A 17,262-nucleotide genomic window follows, 5' to 3' on the forward strand; every position below is an offset into this window, starting at 1 on the left:
CCCAAGGCTCACGCCTTGGGCTATGATCTGTCGCCCTTACAGGGCTTTGGGCGGTTCGCGAACCGCCCCTACGAGGCCTCTGCAACTCACCGGTAAATCATCATTTACCTGCAATAATAAGGCAAAGTTAATACTTTCTACCTAAATTCAGCGCACAACAGGAGCCTCTTTAGCGGCTTTCTCGTATATGGCTTTCATGCTCACGGGCTTGCCGCCCTGCCGCTTGCTTTCGTTGGCGGCTTCCATGAAGGTGTATATTTCGATTGTTTCCGACGGGTCGACGGGCGATACGCGGGTCTTGAAGAAGGTCAGGATCGTTTCCAGCAGACGCCCGTAGCCTTCGTAACCGCCGGCGGGGAACATCTTCTTTTCGCAGAAAGCGGTCCCGCCATATGGACGGGCACCTTCGCGCAAGCCTCTGAACGTGCCGATGCGGCCGTCTTTCCAGATGCCGGTGGCGACATCCGTTCCTTCGGTGGAGGCGCAGGAGACGGTTTCACATCCTGTCCCCATCAGCGTATAAAGTGTTTCCACGCCGTGAATACCATACCAGTAGAATCCGGCGTGCGAAGGCTCTTCTGTACAGGGCGAATAGCAGTCGGCACCGACCACTTTGCCCTCTTTGCCGGCCCGCAACTCCTGGTTCCTCGGAGAATAGCGGAGAGCAGAGGAGGAAAAGATCGGGACGCCCCGTTCAGCGGCGAAACGGTAGATCGCGATCGCATCCGGCAACGTGGCGGCTACCGGCTTATCGAGGAACAGGGGTTTGCCGCTTTTGATCACTTCCGCCGCCTGCTCGAGATGCAGCGTCCCGTCGTTGGTCTCCAACAGGACGCAATCGACCGTCCGCAACAGTTCGGCTATCGAAGAGGTGATCTTCACGCCGTTTTTCTTCGCTCCCTCCGTATATTCGGGAATGCGTTTCACACTCGACTCGATCGTCTTCGAGCCGTACGGATAAGCGGCTACGACCTTAAAACCTGCATATTGGGGTTCGGGATCGGCCGCATTCAACAGGCGGATAAAGGCCTCGGAGTGCGACGTGTCGAGCCCGATCACGCCTACACGGATCACTTCCTGCGCCTGAAGGCCGGCCCAGGCCAGCAAATGGACCAGTAACAGTCCTATCATTCTATGTCTCATATCGTATGGTTGTTTAAAAGTGAAGCACTATCGGTATCCAGATAAAGCCGCGCATGCGCTTTGCGGCGGAGAATGGTGGAAGGATATTTCTCACAGACGGGGGCGTAGAGCGTATTACGGACTGCCTCCGCTTTCGTCAGGGCCGGCACGATACAGAAGGTGTACGGGGCGGACATCAGGACGGGAATCGTGAGGGTAAAAGCCTGCGCCGGCACATCGGCAAGGGTGGCGAAGCAGCCGTCGTGCACCTGTTGCGCCCGGCATTGCGGGTCGAGGTCGACGACTTTCACCGGCAGCGGATCGTTGAAGTCCGCCACGTGCGGGTCGTTGAAGGCGATATGTCCGTTTTCGCCGATCCCCATGCAGACGATATCAACGCCTTTACCGGCTAACAGGCGGGCATACGCGTCGCAGGCGGAGCGTGGATCGTCAGTCTCTTTCGGGATATAGAAGACTTCCTTGAAAGGGACACGGTCGAACAAGCGTTCTTTCAGGAAATTGCCGAAACCTTGCGGGGCATCCGGGGAGAGGCCGATGTATTCGTCCATGTGGAAAGCGTTGATCCGGTTCCAGGGGATAGAAGAATCGGCTGTCAGGGCCGACAGGAACTCGTTTTGCGAGGGGGCGGCAGCGAAGATCATGCCGATCTCCGCTTTCCTTCCCAACAACTCCCGTATAGCTGCCGAAACATCGGCTGCGGCCTGCCCTCCCATCGCCTGCCTGTCCGGGAAAATATCGATTGTAAGATTATCTATTTTCATTCTATTTTGATGATTTATTTTCTATTCCAACTCGTGATCCTGTATCCGTAGACCGCATACCAGATCAGATACAGGAAACAGGGGATCAGCACCCAATATCCTTGTTGCAGCGAGGTTGCATCCGCCATCTTGCCGTAGACAAGCGGCAGGATGGCATTTCCGCACAAGGCCATCACCAACAGGGAAGAACCGATCTTCGTGAACCGTCCCAGGTCGCGGATCGCATGCGGCCAGATGCCGGCATAGATCAGTGAGTTGGGAAAGCCCAAAGAGGCGAGAAACCAAATGGAGAGGTTCGCATCGTGCCCCAGGAAAGAAACATCCGCATCGGCAAAAACCACGCCAAAAGAGAGCACCAACCCCAAAGCCGTACAGATAATCAGCGCATTCTTTTGTGAAAGCACCTTCGGGATCAACAGGATGCCTAACATATAGCCTAAGATAGTCGCCCCTAAGGTATAAGCCGGAAAGAACTTCGCCTCGAGCAATCCCACGCCCATCGAACCGGCATAGCTGATGATCGTATCGATTGCGATCACCTGCGTACCGACATGCAGGAACAGCGCCAGGACGCCCAACACCAGATAGGGAAACTGGAAAACGGAGGTCTTATCGGAATTGGCAGCCGCTACTTTCTCGTCTTCATCCTCCGGATTGATATCCGGCAACACCGAACGATAGATGAACAGGCCGATCCCTACCAGCAAAAGCGCCAACACGCTGTAAGGCAGGATCACGCCCCGGATCAGTTCGTTCAGCGCGGCTTCCTTGTCCGCACCTGCCAACAGCCCCTCTTCGACTGTCCGCAGCAGTTCCTGGCTCTTGCCCAAAACCACCGCTGCAAAGATCAGCGGAGAGACAATGCCGGCAAACTTATTACAAACTCCCATGATACTGATCCGCCGTGCCGCACTCTCGATCGGTCCGATAATGGTGATATACGGATTAGCCGAGGCTTGCAAGACCGACAGTCCGGTCCCCATTGTGAACAGGCCGGCCAGGAAAATCCAGTAAGCCCGGTTCAGGGCGGCGGGCACAAACAACAGCGCTCCGGCGGCCAGACAGAAAAAGCCGTACATCATCCCTTTCTTATAGCCCGTCCGCTTCAACAGGTAAGCTACCGGGACGGACATCACCAAATAGGCGATATAAAAGGAGAAGGTGACAAAATAAGACTGATAGTTCGTTAGCTCGCACGCGATCCGGAAATAGGGGATCAGGATCGAGTTGACCCACGACACGAAGCCGATAATAAAGAACACGACTCCGATAATCGCAATGCCGATCATCACCTGCCGCCTGTCCGCAACCTGATTCACGACCGGTTTCATAACTTCATCTCCCAGCCTTTTTCGTATGTCCGCGCCCAATATTTGGCGGCGGCATCCTTATTTTGGATATGTCCGTTGGAGGGATCGATCACAAGGCGTTCAGCCGAACGTTGCGCTACATTTCCCAACTGTACCAGCAGCGTGCTTTTGTGTCCGGAAAGGATATCCGCATGCAACGGCGCGCCTTTCGTAATGCCGTCGAAGAAGTTCTGGATATGAAGGGCATCCAGCTGTTGCGCGGGATTCATCTTGTTGCGCGGGTCGATCTGGATTTTGCTGGTGACGTGTTTGATCACCTGGTTCTTATGATCGAGTATCTTGTATTCGTTTCCGCCGCCGATCAGCAGGTTCGCTTTCTCACCGTAGAACAGGAGGCCGACGACTTCGCCTTCGATGCGGAACGGGTTGCAGCAATGGCCTTCCCACATCATCGACTTCTTGCCGCCGAAATCCAGGTTGATCACCTGCGTATCGGGCGCTTCCCAATCGTCCTTATAATAGTAGCGGCCTCCGGTCGATTCGACGGCTGTCGGATAATCCAGATCCATGCCCCAGCGCAGCAGGTCGACCATGTGAGTGCCGTTGTTCAGCGCCTCGCCTGTGCCCCAGCGCCAGAACCAATGCCAGTTGTAATGGACGAAATTGTCCTTGAAGGCGGTACGCGGAGCCGGTCCTTGCCAAAGCTCCCAGTCGAGCCATTCCGGGACGGGCGTTTCCTTGCCGATACCGATCGAAGCGCGGTTGTTCGTGTACCAGGATTTGCCGAAATAGACATTCCCGATCGTTCCGGATTTGATTTCATTGATTGCCTCCACTATATTCGGCCACGAGCGGCGCTGGTTGCCCATCTGGACCACCCGGCCGTATTTCTTCGCCGCCTCGACCAGCATCTCGCCTTCCGCCGGAGAATGGCTGCACGGTTTTTCCAGGTAAACGTGCTTGCCGGCTTTCATCGCCAACAAAGCGGCGGGTGCATGCCAATGGTCCGGCATGGCGATCACGACGGCATCCACATCCTTATGCTCGAATGTCCGGCGCAAGTCTTTGTCGCCGGCAGGCTTTTCACCGGTGATCTCATCCACTGCAGCGATACATTTGGACAAGGCTCTCGAATCGACATCGCAGATACGGGTGATGCGGCAATTCGGCTGTTTGGAAAAGTTCTGCGCCAACGCTTTCCCGCGCGAGTTGACACCGACGACGGCCGCATTTATCCGCTCGTTCGCCCCTACTATATTGGCATAACTCCGGGCACTGAAACCCGGCAGGATTCCTCCGAACGAAGCGATCGCCGTTCCTGCTGCCGCTCTCTTCAAAAAACTACGTCTCGTGATCATAACTGATTATTTTAAGATTATATTTATTTACAGGCTACTGTCTTTCCATTGATCAGCGTCCGGGAGACACGGATATGGTCGTCGAACAGGATGATATCGGCATCTTTTCCTGTTTCCAGGCTGCCTTTCCGGTCACTGACGCCTAAAATACGGGCGGGCGTGGCAGTCATCATCTTAACGGCATCCGTCAGCGGGACACCGGCTGTTTCGACCATTGTCCGCACCAGGCGGTCCGCCGTAGCGACGCTCCCGGCAAAGGCGCTCCGGTCCGGCAGTTTGGCGACTCCGTCTTCCACCACAACCGTCTGCCCTTCTTTCAGGCTTCCCAACTTATAGGCTCCTTCCGGCATGCCGGCTGCACGCATCGAATCGGTAATCAGCGCGATCCGGTCCGCTCCTTTGAATTTATAGATCAACTGTAACAGGCTTTTCGGCAGGTGGACGCCGTCCGCGATAATCTCCACATCCATCCCGTCGAGCAGGAAAGCCGCCTCGACAGCTCCGGCATAGCGATAGGCGTTCCGGCGGGTGACACCTTGCATGCCCGAATAGAGATGCGTCATCAGGGAATATCCGGCTTCGAACGCTTCCATCACATCCTCACACACGGCATCCGTGTGTCCGACCGACGGCAGTATCTTCCGGCTGCTTAACAAACGCCCTAACTCGAGGGCGCCCGGCAACTCCGGCGCAATGCTCCAACGAACGATATCGTCCGAGGCTTCCAGAATCTTTCCGTAATGTTCCGGAACGGGCTGTTTCAGATTAGCCGGGTCTTGTGCACCGCGCTGGCTATAGGCGAAATAAGGGCCTTCCAGGTGGATGCCTAAGAACTGCGCTCCCTTTGTATTACGGGCTTTTGCTTCCCGGTAAATATCGAACATGTGGAATAACTCTTCATCCGGACAGGTAAGCGTTGTCGGCAACAAGGCTGTCGTCCCATAGCGGGCGTGTGTTTCCGCAATGGTCAGGTAAGCATCGACAGTGGCATCCATAAAGTCCGCCCCGCCGGCGCCGTGCGTGTGCAGGTCGATGAACCCGGGAGAGATATAATAAGAACGGGCATCGATCACTTCGCCCGAAAGCGGCTCTTCGGGATCGCCTTTTCCCAATGCGGCGATTTTGCCGTCTTCAATGACGACATATCCGTGTTCCCATATTTCGTCCGGCAAGACCAGGCGTCCGTTTATCAATGTTGTTCTCATGGCTATCCTGATTTATCTATGCGCAAATTAAGCACATTATTTTACGCAATCAGGGTATAATCACGAAACAAAATCCTCAAAATACGAATACTTTAACGAATGGTGAATCTTTTCCGGTATTGAAGGGGTGTCATCTCCTTCATCTTTACAAAGATGCGCGAGACATTCTTATAATCGGGGAATCCGGCGCCGGCAGCCGCTTCGGTCAAAGGCAGATCGGTGGTGATCAGCAGGGCGGCAAACTTCTCGATGCGTTGTTGCTGGATATATTGGTAGACGGACATTCCCGTTTCGCTCTTGAACTTCTTTTCCAGCACGCGGCGGGAATAAGGGATAATCCGGATCAGGTCGTCGACGGAAAGAGGGTTGCAATAGTTTTCATCGATATAAGCCAAGACTTGTCCGATATATTTGTCGGAGACGGCAAAACGTTCCGTCGAACCCCGGGAGACAATCCGGACCGGCTTAATGATCACGTCGGCGGGAGCCGTTATTTTCTTTTCGATAAACTGATGAAGCAATTTGCCGACTTCGTAGCCTCCGTTTTCCACATCCAACTCGATCGAGGAGAGGGCCGGGTCCGAGATATTACAAAGCAGGTTGTCATTATCGACTCCCAAGACGGCAATGTCGCCGGGGATATCGATATTATACATCTTACAGACTTCGGTGATCTGCAACGCATAATAGTCGTCGCAGGCAAAAAGGGCGATCGGCTTGGGCAAGTCGAGCAGCCACCGGCTGACACGTTCCGCATCAAAGTTCCACTGCCCGTCGGACAATTGCCTGCCGTCGTCAAAGGTATAAACCGGATAGCCTTTCTCCGACACGGCGTCCCGGAATCCTTCGCCCCGTTCGCGCATCCAGACCGTATCGGTAAAACCATAGTAGGCAAAGGCCTTATATCCTTTCCGGATGAAAAATTCGGCGGCCATGACGCCTGTCCCGTAATAATCGCCTGTCAGGTTCGATAGCCCGTGACAACGTTCTTTGTAGTTCTGGACAATGATCGGGATGTCGAGGCGGTTCAGGACATTCAGGTCCACATCGGTCAGCTGCGCAATAATCGCATCGGCGCCCCATTCTTCCGCCCAACGGACAACACCTTCATCTCCGTGAAGCTCACGGTAATACAACGGCATCCGGTAGAAGACCCAAGGGCCGGCTTCACGGGCATATCGGACGACGCCTTCGAGCAGGCTGCGCCCGTATCCGCTGGAGAAATCCGTCAGCAGGAGAATCTTAATCATGGAACATATTCATAATCTGTCCGCTGAGCTGCAAAAGGGAGATTTCGCATATCTTAGTGGAATATTCGGCGATAGACTGCCGCTCTTCGGCTTCCAACAGGCTGTTCTGCGCCTCACGCAGTTCGATACCGGACAGATCGCCCAGTTTATAGCGGTCGATCGCAATGCGGTAGTTCTCCTGTGCTGCGACCAGGTTCTCTTTTTCCAGGCTCCACAGGTCGAGGTTATTCCGGTAAGCCATCCAGAAATTGCTCATATTAGCCCGGAGCGCCAGTTCCATTTCGCGGGTACGCAGTTCCTGGTTCTCGATCTGGATGCGGGCATTCCGTTGCTCGCGTTTCCGGTTGAAGCCGTCGAAGACGTTGATGCCGACAGTGACGCCATAATTCAGCCCGAGACGGCGTTGCAGGTCGGTCGCACCCACTTCGTACCAGTTCGCCGTATAGCCGTACCCGGCGTTCAGCTTGACATACGGATAGTTGCGGCTCCTGATCTTCTTATAATCCAACTCCGAAATAACCTGGTTCTTTTTTGCGATCAGCAGGGATGAATTGGAGGCAAGCGTGCTTTTCCAGAGTTCCACTTCGTCAAGGAGCGGATTCGGCGTAATGAGGGAGTCTTTGATCTGCACCTGTTCTTCCACATCGTCCAAAGCCATCAACTGGTTCAGGCGGATGCGGGATGTATGCACCTGTTCCAACTGGTTCAGGACGTTGGAACTGTCGGCATTGAAGTCGACCTGCGCCTGCTGGAGGTCCAGGCGGGACATCGAACCGATATAATAGCGCTCTTCGACAATACGCAGACGTTCGCGGGAAAGGTCGAGTGTGGAACGCAGGTTGCGCAGGCGTATCTTCTGGCGGATCAGGTTATAATATTCGCTCGACAGATCGGCGACAAAGTCCTCGATCGTCATCCGGGTATTCAGCTCGCCCAGATTCTTCAACTCCTTCAGTCTGTCGTAAGTCGCCTGTATTCCTAACCCGTCGAAGACGGTCCAGTTCACATTCAGGCCGACATCGGCCGTCTCATTATTCACGCCGTTTATCTTCTCCGTCGTGCCGTCGGACAGTTTGTTGTTGTTATTATTGACCGAGCCGCTGAAACCGCCGCTCAGATCGACTGTCGGCAGGTAACCGGCGTTGCCGGGAGTCGCATTGTTATCGCTCACCTGTTGTTCATTACGGATGATGCGGATCGAATAATTGCGTTCCAATCCGGTCTGGATGCAATCATCCAGGCTGAATATCCGTTGCGCACCGGCCGGAACGACCGCAAAAGCTATACATATTAACAAAAGAAATCTCTTCATATCTCGCAAATAACTTTCAATTTTCAACTTTCAACTTTTTCTGTCTGTCCGTAGAAATAAAGCTGTACATCGCCGGAACGATAAACAACGTCAGGAAGGTGGAAACAATCATACCTCCCACAACGGCGATACCCATCGCAATACGCCCTTGCGCTCCCTCACCGGAAGCATAGACCAGCGGAACCAATCCGAGAATGGTCGAAATACTGGTCATCAGGATCGGGCGCAGACGTTGCGTGGAAGCCGAACGGATCGCTTCCGCCATGCTCAATCCGGCCTCTTGCCGTTGGTTGGCAAACTCGACGATCAGAATACCGTTTTTCGCCACTAAACCGATCAGCATGATGATACCGATCTGGCTGAATATATTCATGGTCACACCCGAATAGCTCATAAATATCAAAGCTCCCGCAATAGCCAGCGGAACGGTGAACATCACCACCAATGGGTCTTTGAAGCTCTCGAACTGGGCCGCCAACACCAGATAAATCATAAACAGCGCCAGGATCATGGCAAACATCAGGCTGGACGAACTTTCACGGAACTCTTTCGACTCACCGGAAAGCGCCGTACGGAAACTGTTGTCCAATGTCTCGGCGGCAATACGGTCCATCTCGTCCAGACCATCGCCAATCGTATATCCTTTATTCAACCCGCTCGACACGGTTGCCGCCACAAAACGGTTATAGCGGTACAACTGGGGCGGCGCCACATCTTCCTTCAAGGTGACCAGGTTATCCAACTGGATCATCTCGCCGGCATCACTGCGGACATAAATAGACTTCAGGTCCAGCGGCGTATTACGCTGCTGCCGGTTGATCTCACCCAATATCTGGTATTGTTTCCCATTCATATAGAAATACCCCATACGCTGGCCGCTCAACGCATACTGCAAGGTCTGGGCAATCGTACGGGTGCTGACACCCAACGAAGAAGCCTTGTCACGGTTGATCTCGATGCGGGCTTCAGGTTTGGTAAACTTCAGGTTTACATCCGCCATCTGGAATACCGGACTTTCACTTACTTTCTGCATAAAGGCAGGTAAATGTTCCTGTAGTTTCTCCAGGCTGGTCGCCTGCAAAACATACTGTACCGGCATTCCCCCGCGGCGGCCGCCGAAAGTAGACTGCTGCTGGACGAAAGCACGGGCTTCGGTCTTATCACGTACATTTTTGGACAGGACGTCGGCGATCTCCATCTGCGAGCGCTTGCGGTCTTTGATATCCGGAAGCAAAACAGAAATAAACCCATTCCCGCTATTGGCGCGAACCGTCAATGCCTTCCGTTCCGGCGCTAACGTGTCGGCCATGGCTGCTATCTGGTCCGTAAAGTCGCGGATAAATTCGAACGTCGCCCCTTCCTGGGCACGGATATTGATCGAGATGGAAGAACGGTCTTCCAACGGGGAAAGCTCGGAGCGGATCGTCCGCCAGAAATAGCCGATAGAGCCAAATAGGATGACAATGATCGGTATGGCCCACAACTTATGGTTCAGGAAACCGTTCAGCGCTTTCGCATAGACAGTATTCATCCCGTCGAAGAACGGTTCCGTCTTGGTATATAGCCAACCTTTGTTTTCACGCTTCTTCAGCAACTTTGTCGCCAACATCGGAGTAAAGGTCAACGCCACAAAAGAGGAGATCGTCACCGATCCGGCGATCACAATACTGAACTCTTTAAACAAACGTCCCGTCATACCTTCCATAAAGACGATCGGGAGGAACACGGAAACCAGCGTCACAGTTGTCGACACAACAGCAAAGAAAATTTCCCTCGACCCTTCAATACCAGCCTCTTTCGGCTCCATCCCCTGCTCGATACGCACGTAGATATTCTCCGCCATCACGATCGCATCGTCCACAACCAGTCCGACCGAAAGCACCACCGCCAACATCGTCAACACATTGATGGAAAATCCGGAGACATACATCACGAAGAAAGCTCCCACTAAGGAAACCGGGATTACCACAACCGGAACCATCGTCACACGCCAGTCACGCAGGAACAGGAAGATAATCAGTACCACCAACAGGAAAGCGACGTAGATCGTCTCTTCCACCTCTTTGATAGAGGCACGGATAAAACGGGTATTATCGTAGACCATTTCGACCGTCACATCGTCCGGCAGGTCTTTTTCGAGCTGTTCGATACGTTTGTAGGCTTCGTCGGCAATCTCGATCTGGTTGGCGCCGGGCTGCGGGATGATGACGTCGATCACCATCGGCTCGCCGTTCTTACGCATCACGCTTCGCAAATCTTCCGGGCTCACCTCGGCACGCCCGACATCCTGGAAACGGATGATATTCTCACCGTCACGTTTGATAATCAAATCGTTAAATTCCTTCGCCGTATGCATCAATCCGAGCGTACGGATAGACAGGTCGATCGTATTCCCTTCGATACTGCCGGAAGGAAGCTCGACATTCTCCGCATCCACCGCATTCTTGACATCCAACGGGGTCACACTGTAACCGGCCATCTTGATCGGGTCCAGCCACAGGCGCATGGAATAACGCTTCTGTCCCCAGATATCGACACCGCTCACATTGGGGATTGTCTGGAGACGCTCTTTCACCGTCAGTTCGGCAATCTCACTCAACTCCATCAACGACCGTTTACTGCTTCGGATACCGATCTGCATGATCGGCGTCGCATCCGCATCCGCCTTCGACACTGTTGGCGGGTCACAGTCGCGGGGCAGGTAACGCTGGGCGCGGGACACTTTATCACGCACGTCATTCGCCGCCGTTTCCAAGTCGACAGACAATTCAAACTCTACCGTAATACGGCTACTACCCTGGCTACTGACGCTACTGAGCGAACGGATGCCCGGGATACCGTTAATGTTCTGTTCCAACGGCTCCGTGATCTGGTTCATGATTACCTCCGCATTCGCACCCGGATAGGATACGTTTACCGAAATAATCGGGTTATCCACACTTGGGAACTCACGAACACCCAAGAACTTATAACCGATCATCCCGAACAACAGGAGAATCAGCATCATCACGGTCGAGAGTACCGGCCTTTTTATGCTTATTTCAGAAATATTCGCCATGCTACTTCGTTACTTCAAGTTATCAATCGCCACTTTCATTCCCGTACGAAGCTGCATCACCCCGGAAGTGATCACCGTATCGCCCACGCTCAAGCCTTTCAATACCTGAACCTGGCTTTCCGTACGGAGCCCTAAGATGATCTCGGCAGGTTCCGCCACGCCGCTCTTATACACATAGACAATATTCTTTCCCATTTCGGGGATCAGCGCCTCACTGGGGATCGCTAACGCGTCCTTTATCTCGCGGCGGGTGATCTCGACGGAGGTATAACGTCCCGGTGCAATCGATTCATCCCTGTTCGGATAAGTCGCACGTACCCTCAACGAACGGGTCGCTTCGTCGATCTTGCTTTCCACCGCATAGACGGTCGCCTTATAATCCTGCATCATTCCGACAGACGAGTTCATCCGGAAAACGATCGATGTGCCGTCTTTTACATCCGTTGCATAACGTTCGGGGATCGAAAATTCTATTTTCAGGGGAGATATTTTAGTCAATTTGGAGATAACCGTCGAAGGGGAAGCATAAGCTCCTTCGCTGACATTACGAAGACCGATAATCCCGTCGAACGGCGCCCGCAGTTCTGTCTGGGCGATATTGGCCTTAACCAGCTCGATGTCCGCCATCAGTTTCTCATACTCGGTTGCCACCTGTTCGTAGGCTTCCTGGCTGACGGCATCTTTTTCCAACAGCGTATGCTGGCGATAGACACGGTCTTTAGCCAACGGGATCTGGGCTTCGAGTTTTTTCAACTCGGCCTGCAACGGTTTGTCATTGATTTTAGCAAGAAGATCACCCTCTTTCACATGCGTACCTTCCGTAAAGTAGATTGCCACAATCTTCCCGGACGACTCGAACGAAAGATCAACCTCTTCATCGGGAATCGTACTTCCCGTCACGATGGCCTTATCAGTAAGAGACTGATATTTCAGCACTTCCGCGTTAATATTTAAAACTTGTTTCCGAATCTGGCTACCCGCCGGCGGAACCACTTCGGTAGCATCCTTGGATGCTTTCATCCTGCTTTTAATCTGCGGGTAAGCGATCATTCCGGCAATCATCAAAAAGATTACAGCAGTAACGCTCCATTTCACTCTTTTCGTCATATTCTTCCTGGTATTCTATTAAAAACACTATCGACTTGTAAATATACATAAGTACACGGGAATATAGACGAAACGGGAATGAAAAGGTTTAATAAAAAAACAAATTTTATTTTCAAAAAAGGCCGGGACGAATTATCTCAATCCATCCCGGCCTGTCTACTTCATATTTTGAAGTGTGTCTATATTTGGTTTCAGTCTATTACTACTATCAATAACCAGGGTTCTGCTGATCCTTGATCTGTGGATTAGCATCGATCTCTGCTTGCGGAATAGGCCATACAAAACGGTAATTACCGGCTTCTTTTACCATATTCTCTCCATTTTCAGCACCCGGCAAAACAATGAAACTTGAATTTTGGGCAGGTGTCCGGCGCATTTCGACATTCCAACGTTTCAGGTCCATCATACGATAGCCTTCACAGAAAAGTTCTTTCCAGCGTTCCGTACGGATTTCAGACATCAGGGCATCGCCACTATATTCTTCTGCGCTCCAATTAGCGATACGGGCTGTTCTCAATGCATTCAGCATAGCAGAGGCCTCTCTGCTGTTCCCGTTTTGTGCATACGCTTCGGCAGCAATCAGATACATTTCGGAAATACGGAATGCTTTCTGTTTATTATGATAATTACTTTTTCCACTGTAAAGTTCAGGATTACCCGGATATTTCGTACAAATGAACAAGTCCACATAACCGATACCGGAGCTGACAGTTCTTTTAGTGAAGTAGGCTCCGAAACGGATATCATTCTCCTGGTCGAAAGCATTTATGATACCACTTTCCGGCACATAATCCGGTTTGCATGTATTGTCTTCGTCACCGACTTCAACAAACAAATAAGACCCCGGGCTGCTTGTAGCGGGACGTTCCGTCATGGATTGGGAAATTTGCCAGATAGCTTCGTCTCCATTATCATTCAACCACATATCGGCATATTTCTTTGCATCCGTGATCAATGGATATTTATTACTGTTTATTAAGTCGGTCGAGGCTGAAATAGCTGTATTCCAATCGTGCATTTGCAAAGCGACTCTTGCTTTAAATGCCTTAACTCCGTCTTGAGTCAGATATGCAGAACGAGGTTCTCCTTCTACGGTGATTCGTTTGGTTGCTTCACCCAGATCGCTGACAATTTGCTTGTAGACTTCTTCCATGGAAGCACGTCCCGGATACGTTCCGGCATCGGCCGACGGAGCATATTTCAGCACAATGGGGACTCCCATATCCGAAGAAGCTGAACTTGGCTCATAATCTTTACAATATCTTAATGTCAAATCAAAATAAGCCATTGCACGAGAGAGATAAGCTTCTCCCAGATAGATTTCCATTTGCGCTCTGTCACTGTCGGTTGCCCCATCCATCAGTTCGGGAACACGTTCAATCATCAGATTTGCATTAGCAATGATATAGTAATTATCATTCCAGCGGCCTGCCGTACCCGAAGCTTCTGTCTCCCAACGGTAATCACCCCCGTATGTATTGGTATACCCAATTACAGGGTTAAATCCGTCTGCAGCAATTTCCTGTCCCAAAAAGTCATAGAATGTATTACGAAAATCAGCATACAGATCATTTCTGAAAGCTTTACAGTCAGCCAGTGTCTGCAAAGATTCACTGGTCTCAATATTATCATATGGAAGCTTTTCCATATCGCAGGCTGTAAAACCTACGAGAATCGACATTGCGGATATTATTAATGTTCTTTTCATATTTCTTATGTTTTACAAATTAGAATGTTATTTCACCACCAAAAGAGAACTGACGAGTATTCGGATAGTTACCTAACTGCAAGTTAGAGTCAACTTCCGGATCATAACCTGTATATTTAGTGACTGTAAACAGATTTCTTGCTATTGCAAAAAGGCGTATATTGCTTAATATCTTTGTTTTGCTTACGATATTTTTAGGAATGGTATATCCTACGGATAGATTTTTCAGACGAAGGAACGAAGCATTCTCAATTAAATGAGAGTCAAACTGCAAGCTCGATTCCGGACGTGCTATATTTGTAATCTGCCCGGGTTCCGTCCACATATTCAACAATGCCGTTGACTGGTTCATGCTACCTGCAAAGTTCGGATTTTCAAAGAAGTAACGGTCGTTATTAATCGTGTACTTACCTAATACCCATGAGAAATCTGCCGACAAGCTGAAGTTTTTCCAGCTAAACTGCGTATTGAAACCACCGGACCAGGGTGCATAGCGCTGTTTTCCTGTAAATTGCGCATAGCTGTCAGAATATGTTTTTGTTTTATTGCCATCCAAATCATACCACATCTGATACCCGTCTTCCGGATCTACGCCAGCCCATTTTACATAATAAAGTTCGCCGTACGTACCGCCTTTCTGATATTTGATACCGGTGTTTGCAACGATATATTCATCGCGTCCTCCAAACAATTCTGTAATGGTATTCTTATTGTAGTTTACATTGGCCCCAACTGACCACTGGAGATCTTTGTTTGTGATCAGATCATATTTTACATCGATATCGATACCTCTGTTTCGCATACTTCCCACATTACCCCAACCGCTTCCGAAACCAGTCGTGTAAGAGTAAGGGATGGACATCAACATATTTGTCGTAAGTTTATTGTAAAATTCAACTTCAACAGATAATCTATTGAATAACCGGGTAGAAACGCCAACGTTAGTTGATTTCAGAACTTCCCACGTTAAATCGTCGTTTGACGGACGCGTAAGACCGAAAGAAGTTTCACCATTGTAAACACCATTACCCACAAGGCCCAATGACAAATAACTATCGATCCCGGAGTTACCCACAGTTCCGTAATTAACTTTCAATCGCAGGTCATCCAAGAAGCTGACATCTTTCAGGAATTCTTCATTTTTCAAATTCCACATACCACCTAAAGCGAAAAATACGGCATAACGGTTATTACGACCGAATAATGAAGAACCGTCCGTACGGATAGAACCGTCAAAGAAATAACGTTCGTCATAGTCGTAATTTACATTTGCGAAAAATGAGTTATAGGTATCATCCCAGTTTGACATAGCTGTAGGCGCTTCGACTACAGGACCGGCAGTAATCAGCATTAAGCGAGGATCCGAATGTCCTTTTGTATTAGACGCAAATCCTTTTTGATGAGAAAGAATCGCTTCCTGACCGATCAACGTTGTAAAATGATGATCTTCGGCTACCTTAAATTTATATTCTACCGTATTTGTAAAAGTAAATTGTGAATAACGGGAGAATTGTTCTCTTACATTACCACTGTTGTTATTGCGGTCCGCCATTGGAAGCTCTTTACCCGTATAACGGAAGTCATAGGCATCGACTGCCTGAGCGGCACGTACGGTAAGTCCTTCTACCGGATTCAATTGAATGAAAGTGTTTCCGTTTAAGCTGACTTTTGTACGTTCGTCTATCTGGTTTTCCAATAAATACAAAGGATTATACAAACCTCCTTTCGGAATATAGTTCAAGCGCTTGCCATACGAAATAGAGCCATCAGGATTATCTATAATTTCGTAGGGAGACATATCCGGGCGTGCCCATTTTGCAAAGTTGACAGGATTATACCAACTGTTGGTAGTGGAAGCCGTATTCTGGTAATCCTGATAAGAGAGTCCGACATTTGCACCGACTTTCAACCATTCATTCAGCTTAGTGTCAATATTGGTACGAAACGATTCGCGTTTTGTACCGGAACGAGGCATAACACCATCCTGATCCAAATGACTGGCTGAGATATAGTAATTCGTTGTATTTGTAACCCCGGAAATAGATAAATCTATCTGATAAGTGGGAGCGTTATTATTTGCCACATAGTCCAACCAATCCGTATCGATACCATGCTTTAATGTATATTCTTTATCAGCCTGGAAAGTTGCATTGTTTTTCAATGACGGATCAATAATTTCCTGGAAATTCAGATATTGTTCGGCATTCATAGGGCTCAACTTGTTTTGCGCCAATTGAGAAAAACCATATTGCCCTTTGAGTGTAACAGTCGGTTTGCTGCCACGTCCCCTTTTAGTCGTGATATAAACAACCCCGTTTGCTGCACGTGAACCGTAAATAGCAGTTGAAGAAGCATCTTTTAATACGGAAATACTTTCTACATCGCTTGAGTTTAATGTATTAAAGACATCAGAGCTAACCGGCGAACCATCCAAAATAAACAACGGGGTGTTTGAAGCGTTAATAGAGTTAACACCTCTTAAACGCATTGAGACACCGGCACTCGGTTCTCCAGAAGATGTAAATACCTGCAAACCGGATACCTGCCCTTGCAAAGCATCTGCGACATTAGCACTGGGTCGATTGGCTATCTTTTCGTTCGTAACCAATGCTACAGAACCAACAATAGAACCAGCTTTTTTAGCAGTACCATAGCCCACTACGACCACTTCATCAAGTAATTTTGAATCAGGCTTCATTACCACTTTCAAATTGGGTTGAGCTGCAATCTCTACAGGCTCCATCCCCATAAAAGAAATAACAAGTGTCTTTTTTGAACTTGGGACATCAATCTCAAAAACTCCGTTAAAGTCCGTTACAACCCCAGTTGTCGTACCTTTAATAATAACAGACGCTCCAATAACTGGTTCTCCGTCATCCTCGGAGGTTACAACACCTCTAACTTTCATCGTTTGAGCAACGACCATGCTTATACTTACCAGAAAGAAAAGCAAGACATAAATTAACTTTTTTACCATAATCGTACACACTTTTGTTAAATTAATTATAAATACACCATTTTTTTAGCTTAGTCTTAGCAGAACTGCGTTA

11 protein-coding genes are annotated in these 17,262 nt (G+C 49.9%); all 11 read right to left on the reverse strand.

Going from position 1 to position 17,262, the window contains the following annotated elements; translation table 11 throughout:
* Positions 1-147 precede the first annotated feature (147 nt).
* Positions 148-1,143 (reverse strand): Gfo/Idh/MocA family protein, encoded by a 996-nt coding sequence (locus DWU89_RS19110; protein ID WP_115501230.1) that lies wholly within the window; start codon positions 1,141-1,143, stop codon positions 148-150.
* Positions 1,140-1,904: a glucosamine-6-phosphate deaminase gene (locus DWU89_RS19115; RefSeq protein ID WP_115501231.1), complete on the reverse strand. Its 765-nt coding sequence runs from the start codon at positions 1,902-1,904 to the stop codon at positions 1,140-1,142. The genes DWU89_RS19110 and DWU89_RS19115 overlap by 4 nt, the downstream gene beginning before the upstream one ends.
* Before the next feature lie 14 nt (positions 1,905-1,918).
* Positions 1,919-3,235, reverse strand: coding sequence for a sugar MFS transporter (locus DWU89_RS19120; RefSeq protein WP_115501232.1), 1,317 nt, complete (start codon positions 3,233-3,235; stop codon positions 1,919-1,921).
* Positions 3,232-4,572, reverse strand: a complete 1,341-nt coding sequence (locus DWU89_RS19125) for a Gfo/Idh/MocA family oxidoreductase (protein ID WP_115501233.1) — start codon at positions 4,570-4,572, stop codon at positions 3,232-3,234. Before DWU89_RS19125 ends, DWU89_RS19120 begins: the two co-directional genes overlap by 4 nt.
* Before the next feature lie 23 nt (positions 4,573-4,595).
* Positions 4,596-5,777 (reverse strand): N-acetylglucosamine-6-phosphate deacetylase, encoded by a 1,182-nt coding sequence (gene nagA, locus DWU89_RS19130; protein WP_115501234.1) that lies wholly within the window; start codon positions 5,775-5,777, stop codon positions 4,596-4,598.
* 92 nt (positions 5,778-5,869) lie between these two features.
* A complete protein-coding gene (locus DWU89_RS19135; RefSeq protein WP_115501235.1) occupies positions 5,870-7,027 on the reverse strand; it encodes an AraC family transcriptional regulator in 1,158 nt (385 codons plus the stop codon).
* Positions 7,020-8,339, reverse strand: coding sequence for a TolC family protein (locus tag DWU89_RS19140; protein ID WP_115501240.1), 1,320 nt, complete (start codon positions 8,337-8,339; stop codon positions 7,020-7,022). Before DWU89_RS19140 ends, DWU89_RS19135 begins: the two co-directional genes overlap by 8 nt.
* A 16-nt stretch (positions 8,340-8,355) precedes the next feature.
* Positions 8,356-11,397 (reverse strand): efflux RND transporter permease subunit, encoded by a 3,042-nt coding sequence (locus DWU89_RS19145; protein WP_115501236.1) that lies wholly within the window; start codon positions 11,395-11,397, stop codon positions 8,356-8,358.
* Between the two features lie 9 nt (positions 11,398-11,406).
* Positions 11,407-12,504 carry an efflux RND transporter periplasmic adaptor subunit gene (locus DWU89_RS19150; protein WP_115501237.1) on the reverse strand — a complete coding sequence of 366 codons (1,098 nt, stop codon included), beginning with the start codon at positions 12,502-12,504 and terminating at the stop codon, positions 11,407-11,409.
* A gap of 208 nt (positions 12,505-12,712) precedes the next feature.
* Positions 12,713-14,212: a RagB/SusD family nutrient uptake outer membrane protein gene (locus DWU89_RS19155; RefSeq protein ID WP_115501238.1), complete on the reverse strand. Its 1,500-nt coding sequence runs from the start codon at positions 14,210-14,212 to the stop codon at positions 12,713-12,715.
* A 19-nt stretch (positions 14,213-14,231) separates the two neighbouring features.
* The gene (locus DWU89_RS19160) at positions 14,232-17,189 is read right to left on the reverse strand and encodes a SusC/RagA family TonB-linked outer membrane protein (protein WP_115501239.1); all 2,958 of its coding nucleotides are present in this window, start codon (positions 17,187-17,189) and stop codon (positions 14,232-14,234) included.
* Positions 17,190-17,262 lie beyond the last annotated feature (73 nt).

It is taken from the genome of Parabacteroides acidifaciens, assembly GCF_003363715.1.
In the GTDB taxonomy this organism is placed as follows: domain Bacteria; phylum Bacteroidota; class Bacteroidia; order Bacteroidales; family Tannerellaceae; genus Parabacteroides; species Parabacteroides acidifaciens.

Coding starts and splice junctions, on each gene's coding strand:
- DWU89_RS19115 (WP_115501231.1), bottom strand. CDS start 1,904: ATGAAAATAGATAATCTTACAATCGATATTTTCCCGGACAGGCAGGCG.
- DWU89_RS19110 (WP_115501230.1), bottom strand. CDS start 1,143: ATGAGACATAGAATGATAGGACTGTTACTGGTCCATTTGCTGGCCTGG.
- DWU89_RS19150 (WP_115501237.1), bottom strand. CDS start 12,504: ATGACGAAAAGAGTGAAATGGAGCGTTACTGCTGTAATCTTTTTGATG.
- DWU89_RS19145 (WP_115501236.1), bottom strand. CDS start 11,397: ATGGCGAATATTTCTGAAATAAGCATAAAAAGGCCGGTACTCTCGACC.
- DWU89_RS19155 (WP_115501238.1), bottom strand. CDS start 14,212: ATGAAAAGAACATTAATAATATCCGCAATGTCGATTCTCGTAGGTTTT.
- DWU89_RS19135 (WP_115501235.1), bottom strand. CDS start 7,027: ATGATTAAGATTCTCCTGCTGACGGATTTCTCCAGCGGATACGGGCGC.
- DWU89_RS19160 (WP_115501239.1), bottom strand. CDS start 17,189: ATGGTAAAAAAGTTAATTTATGTCTTGCTTTTCTTTCTGGTAAGTATA.
- DWU89_RS19120 (WP_115501232.1), bottom strand. CDS start 3,235: ATGAAACCGGTCGTGAATCAGGTTGCGGACAGGCGGCAGGTGATGATC.
- nagA (WP_115501234.1), bottom strand. CDS start 5,777: ATGAGAACAACATTGATAAACGGACGCCTGGTCTTGCCGGACGAAATA.
- DWU89_RS19125 (WP_115501233.1), bottom strand. CDS start 4,572: ATGATCACGAGACGTAGTTTTTTGAAGAGAGCGGCAGCAGGAACGGCG.
- DWU89_RS19140 (WP_115501240.1), bottom strand. CDS start 8,339: ATGAAGAGATTTCTTTTGTTAATATGTATAGCTTTTGCGGTCGTTCCG.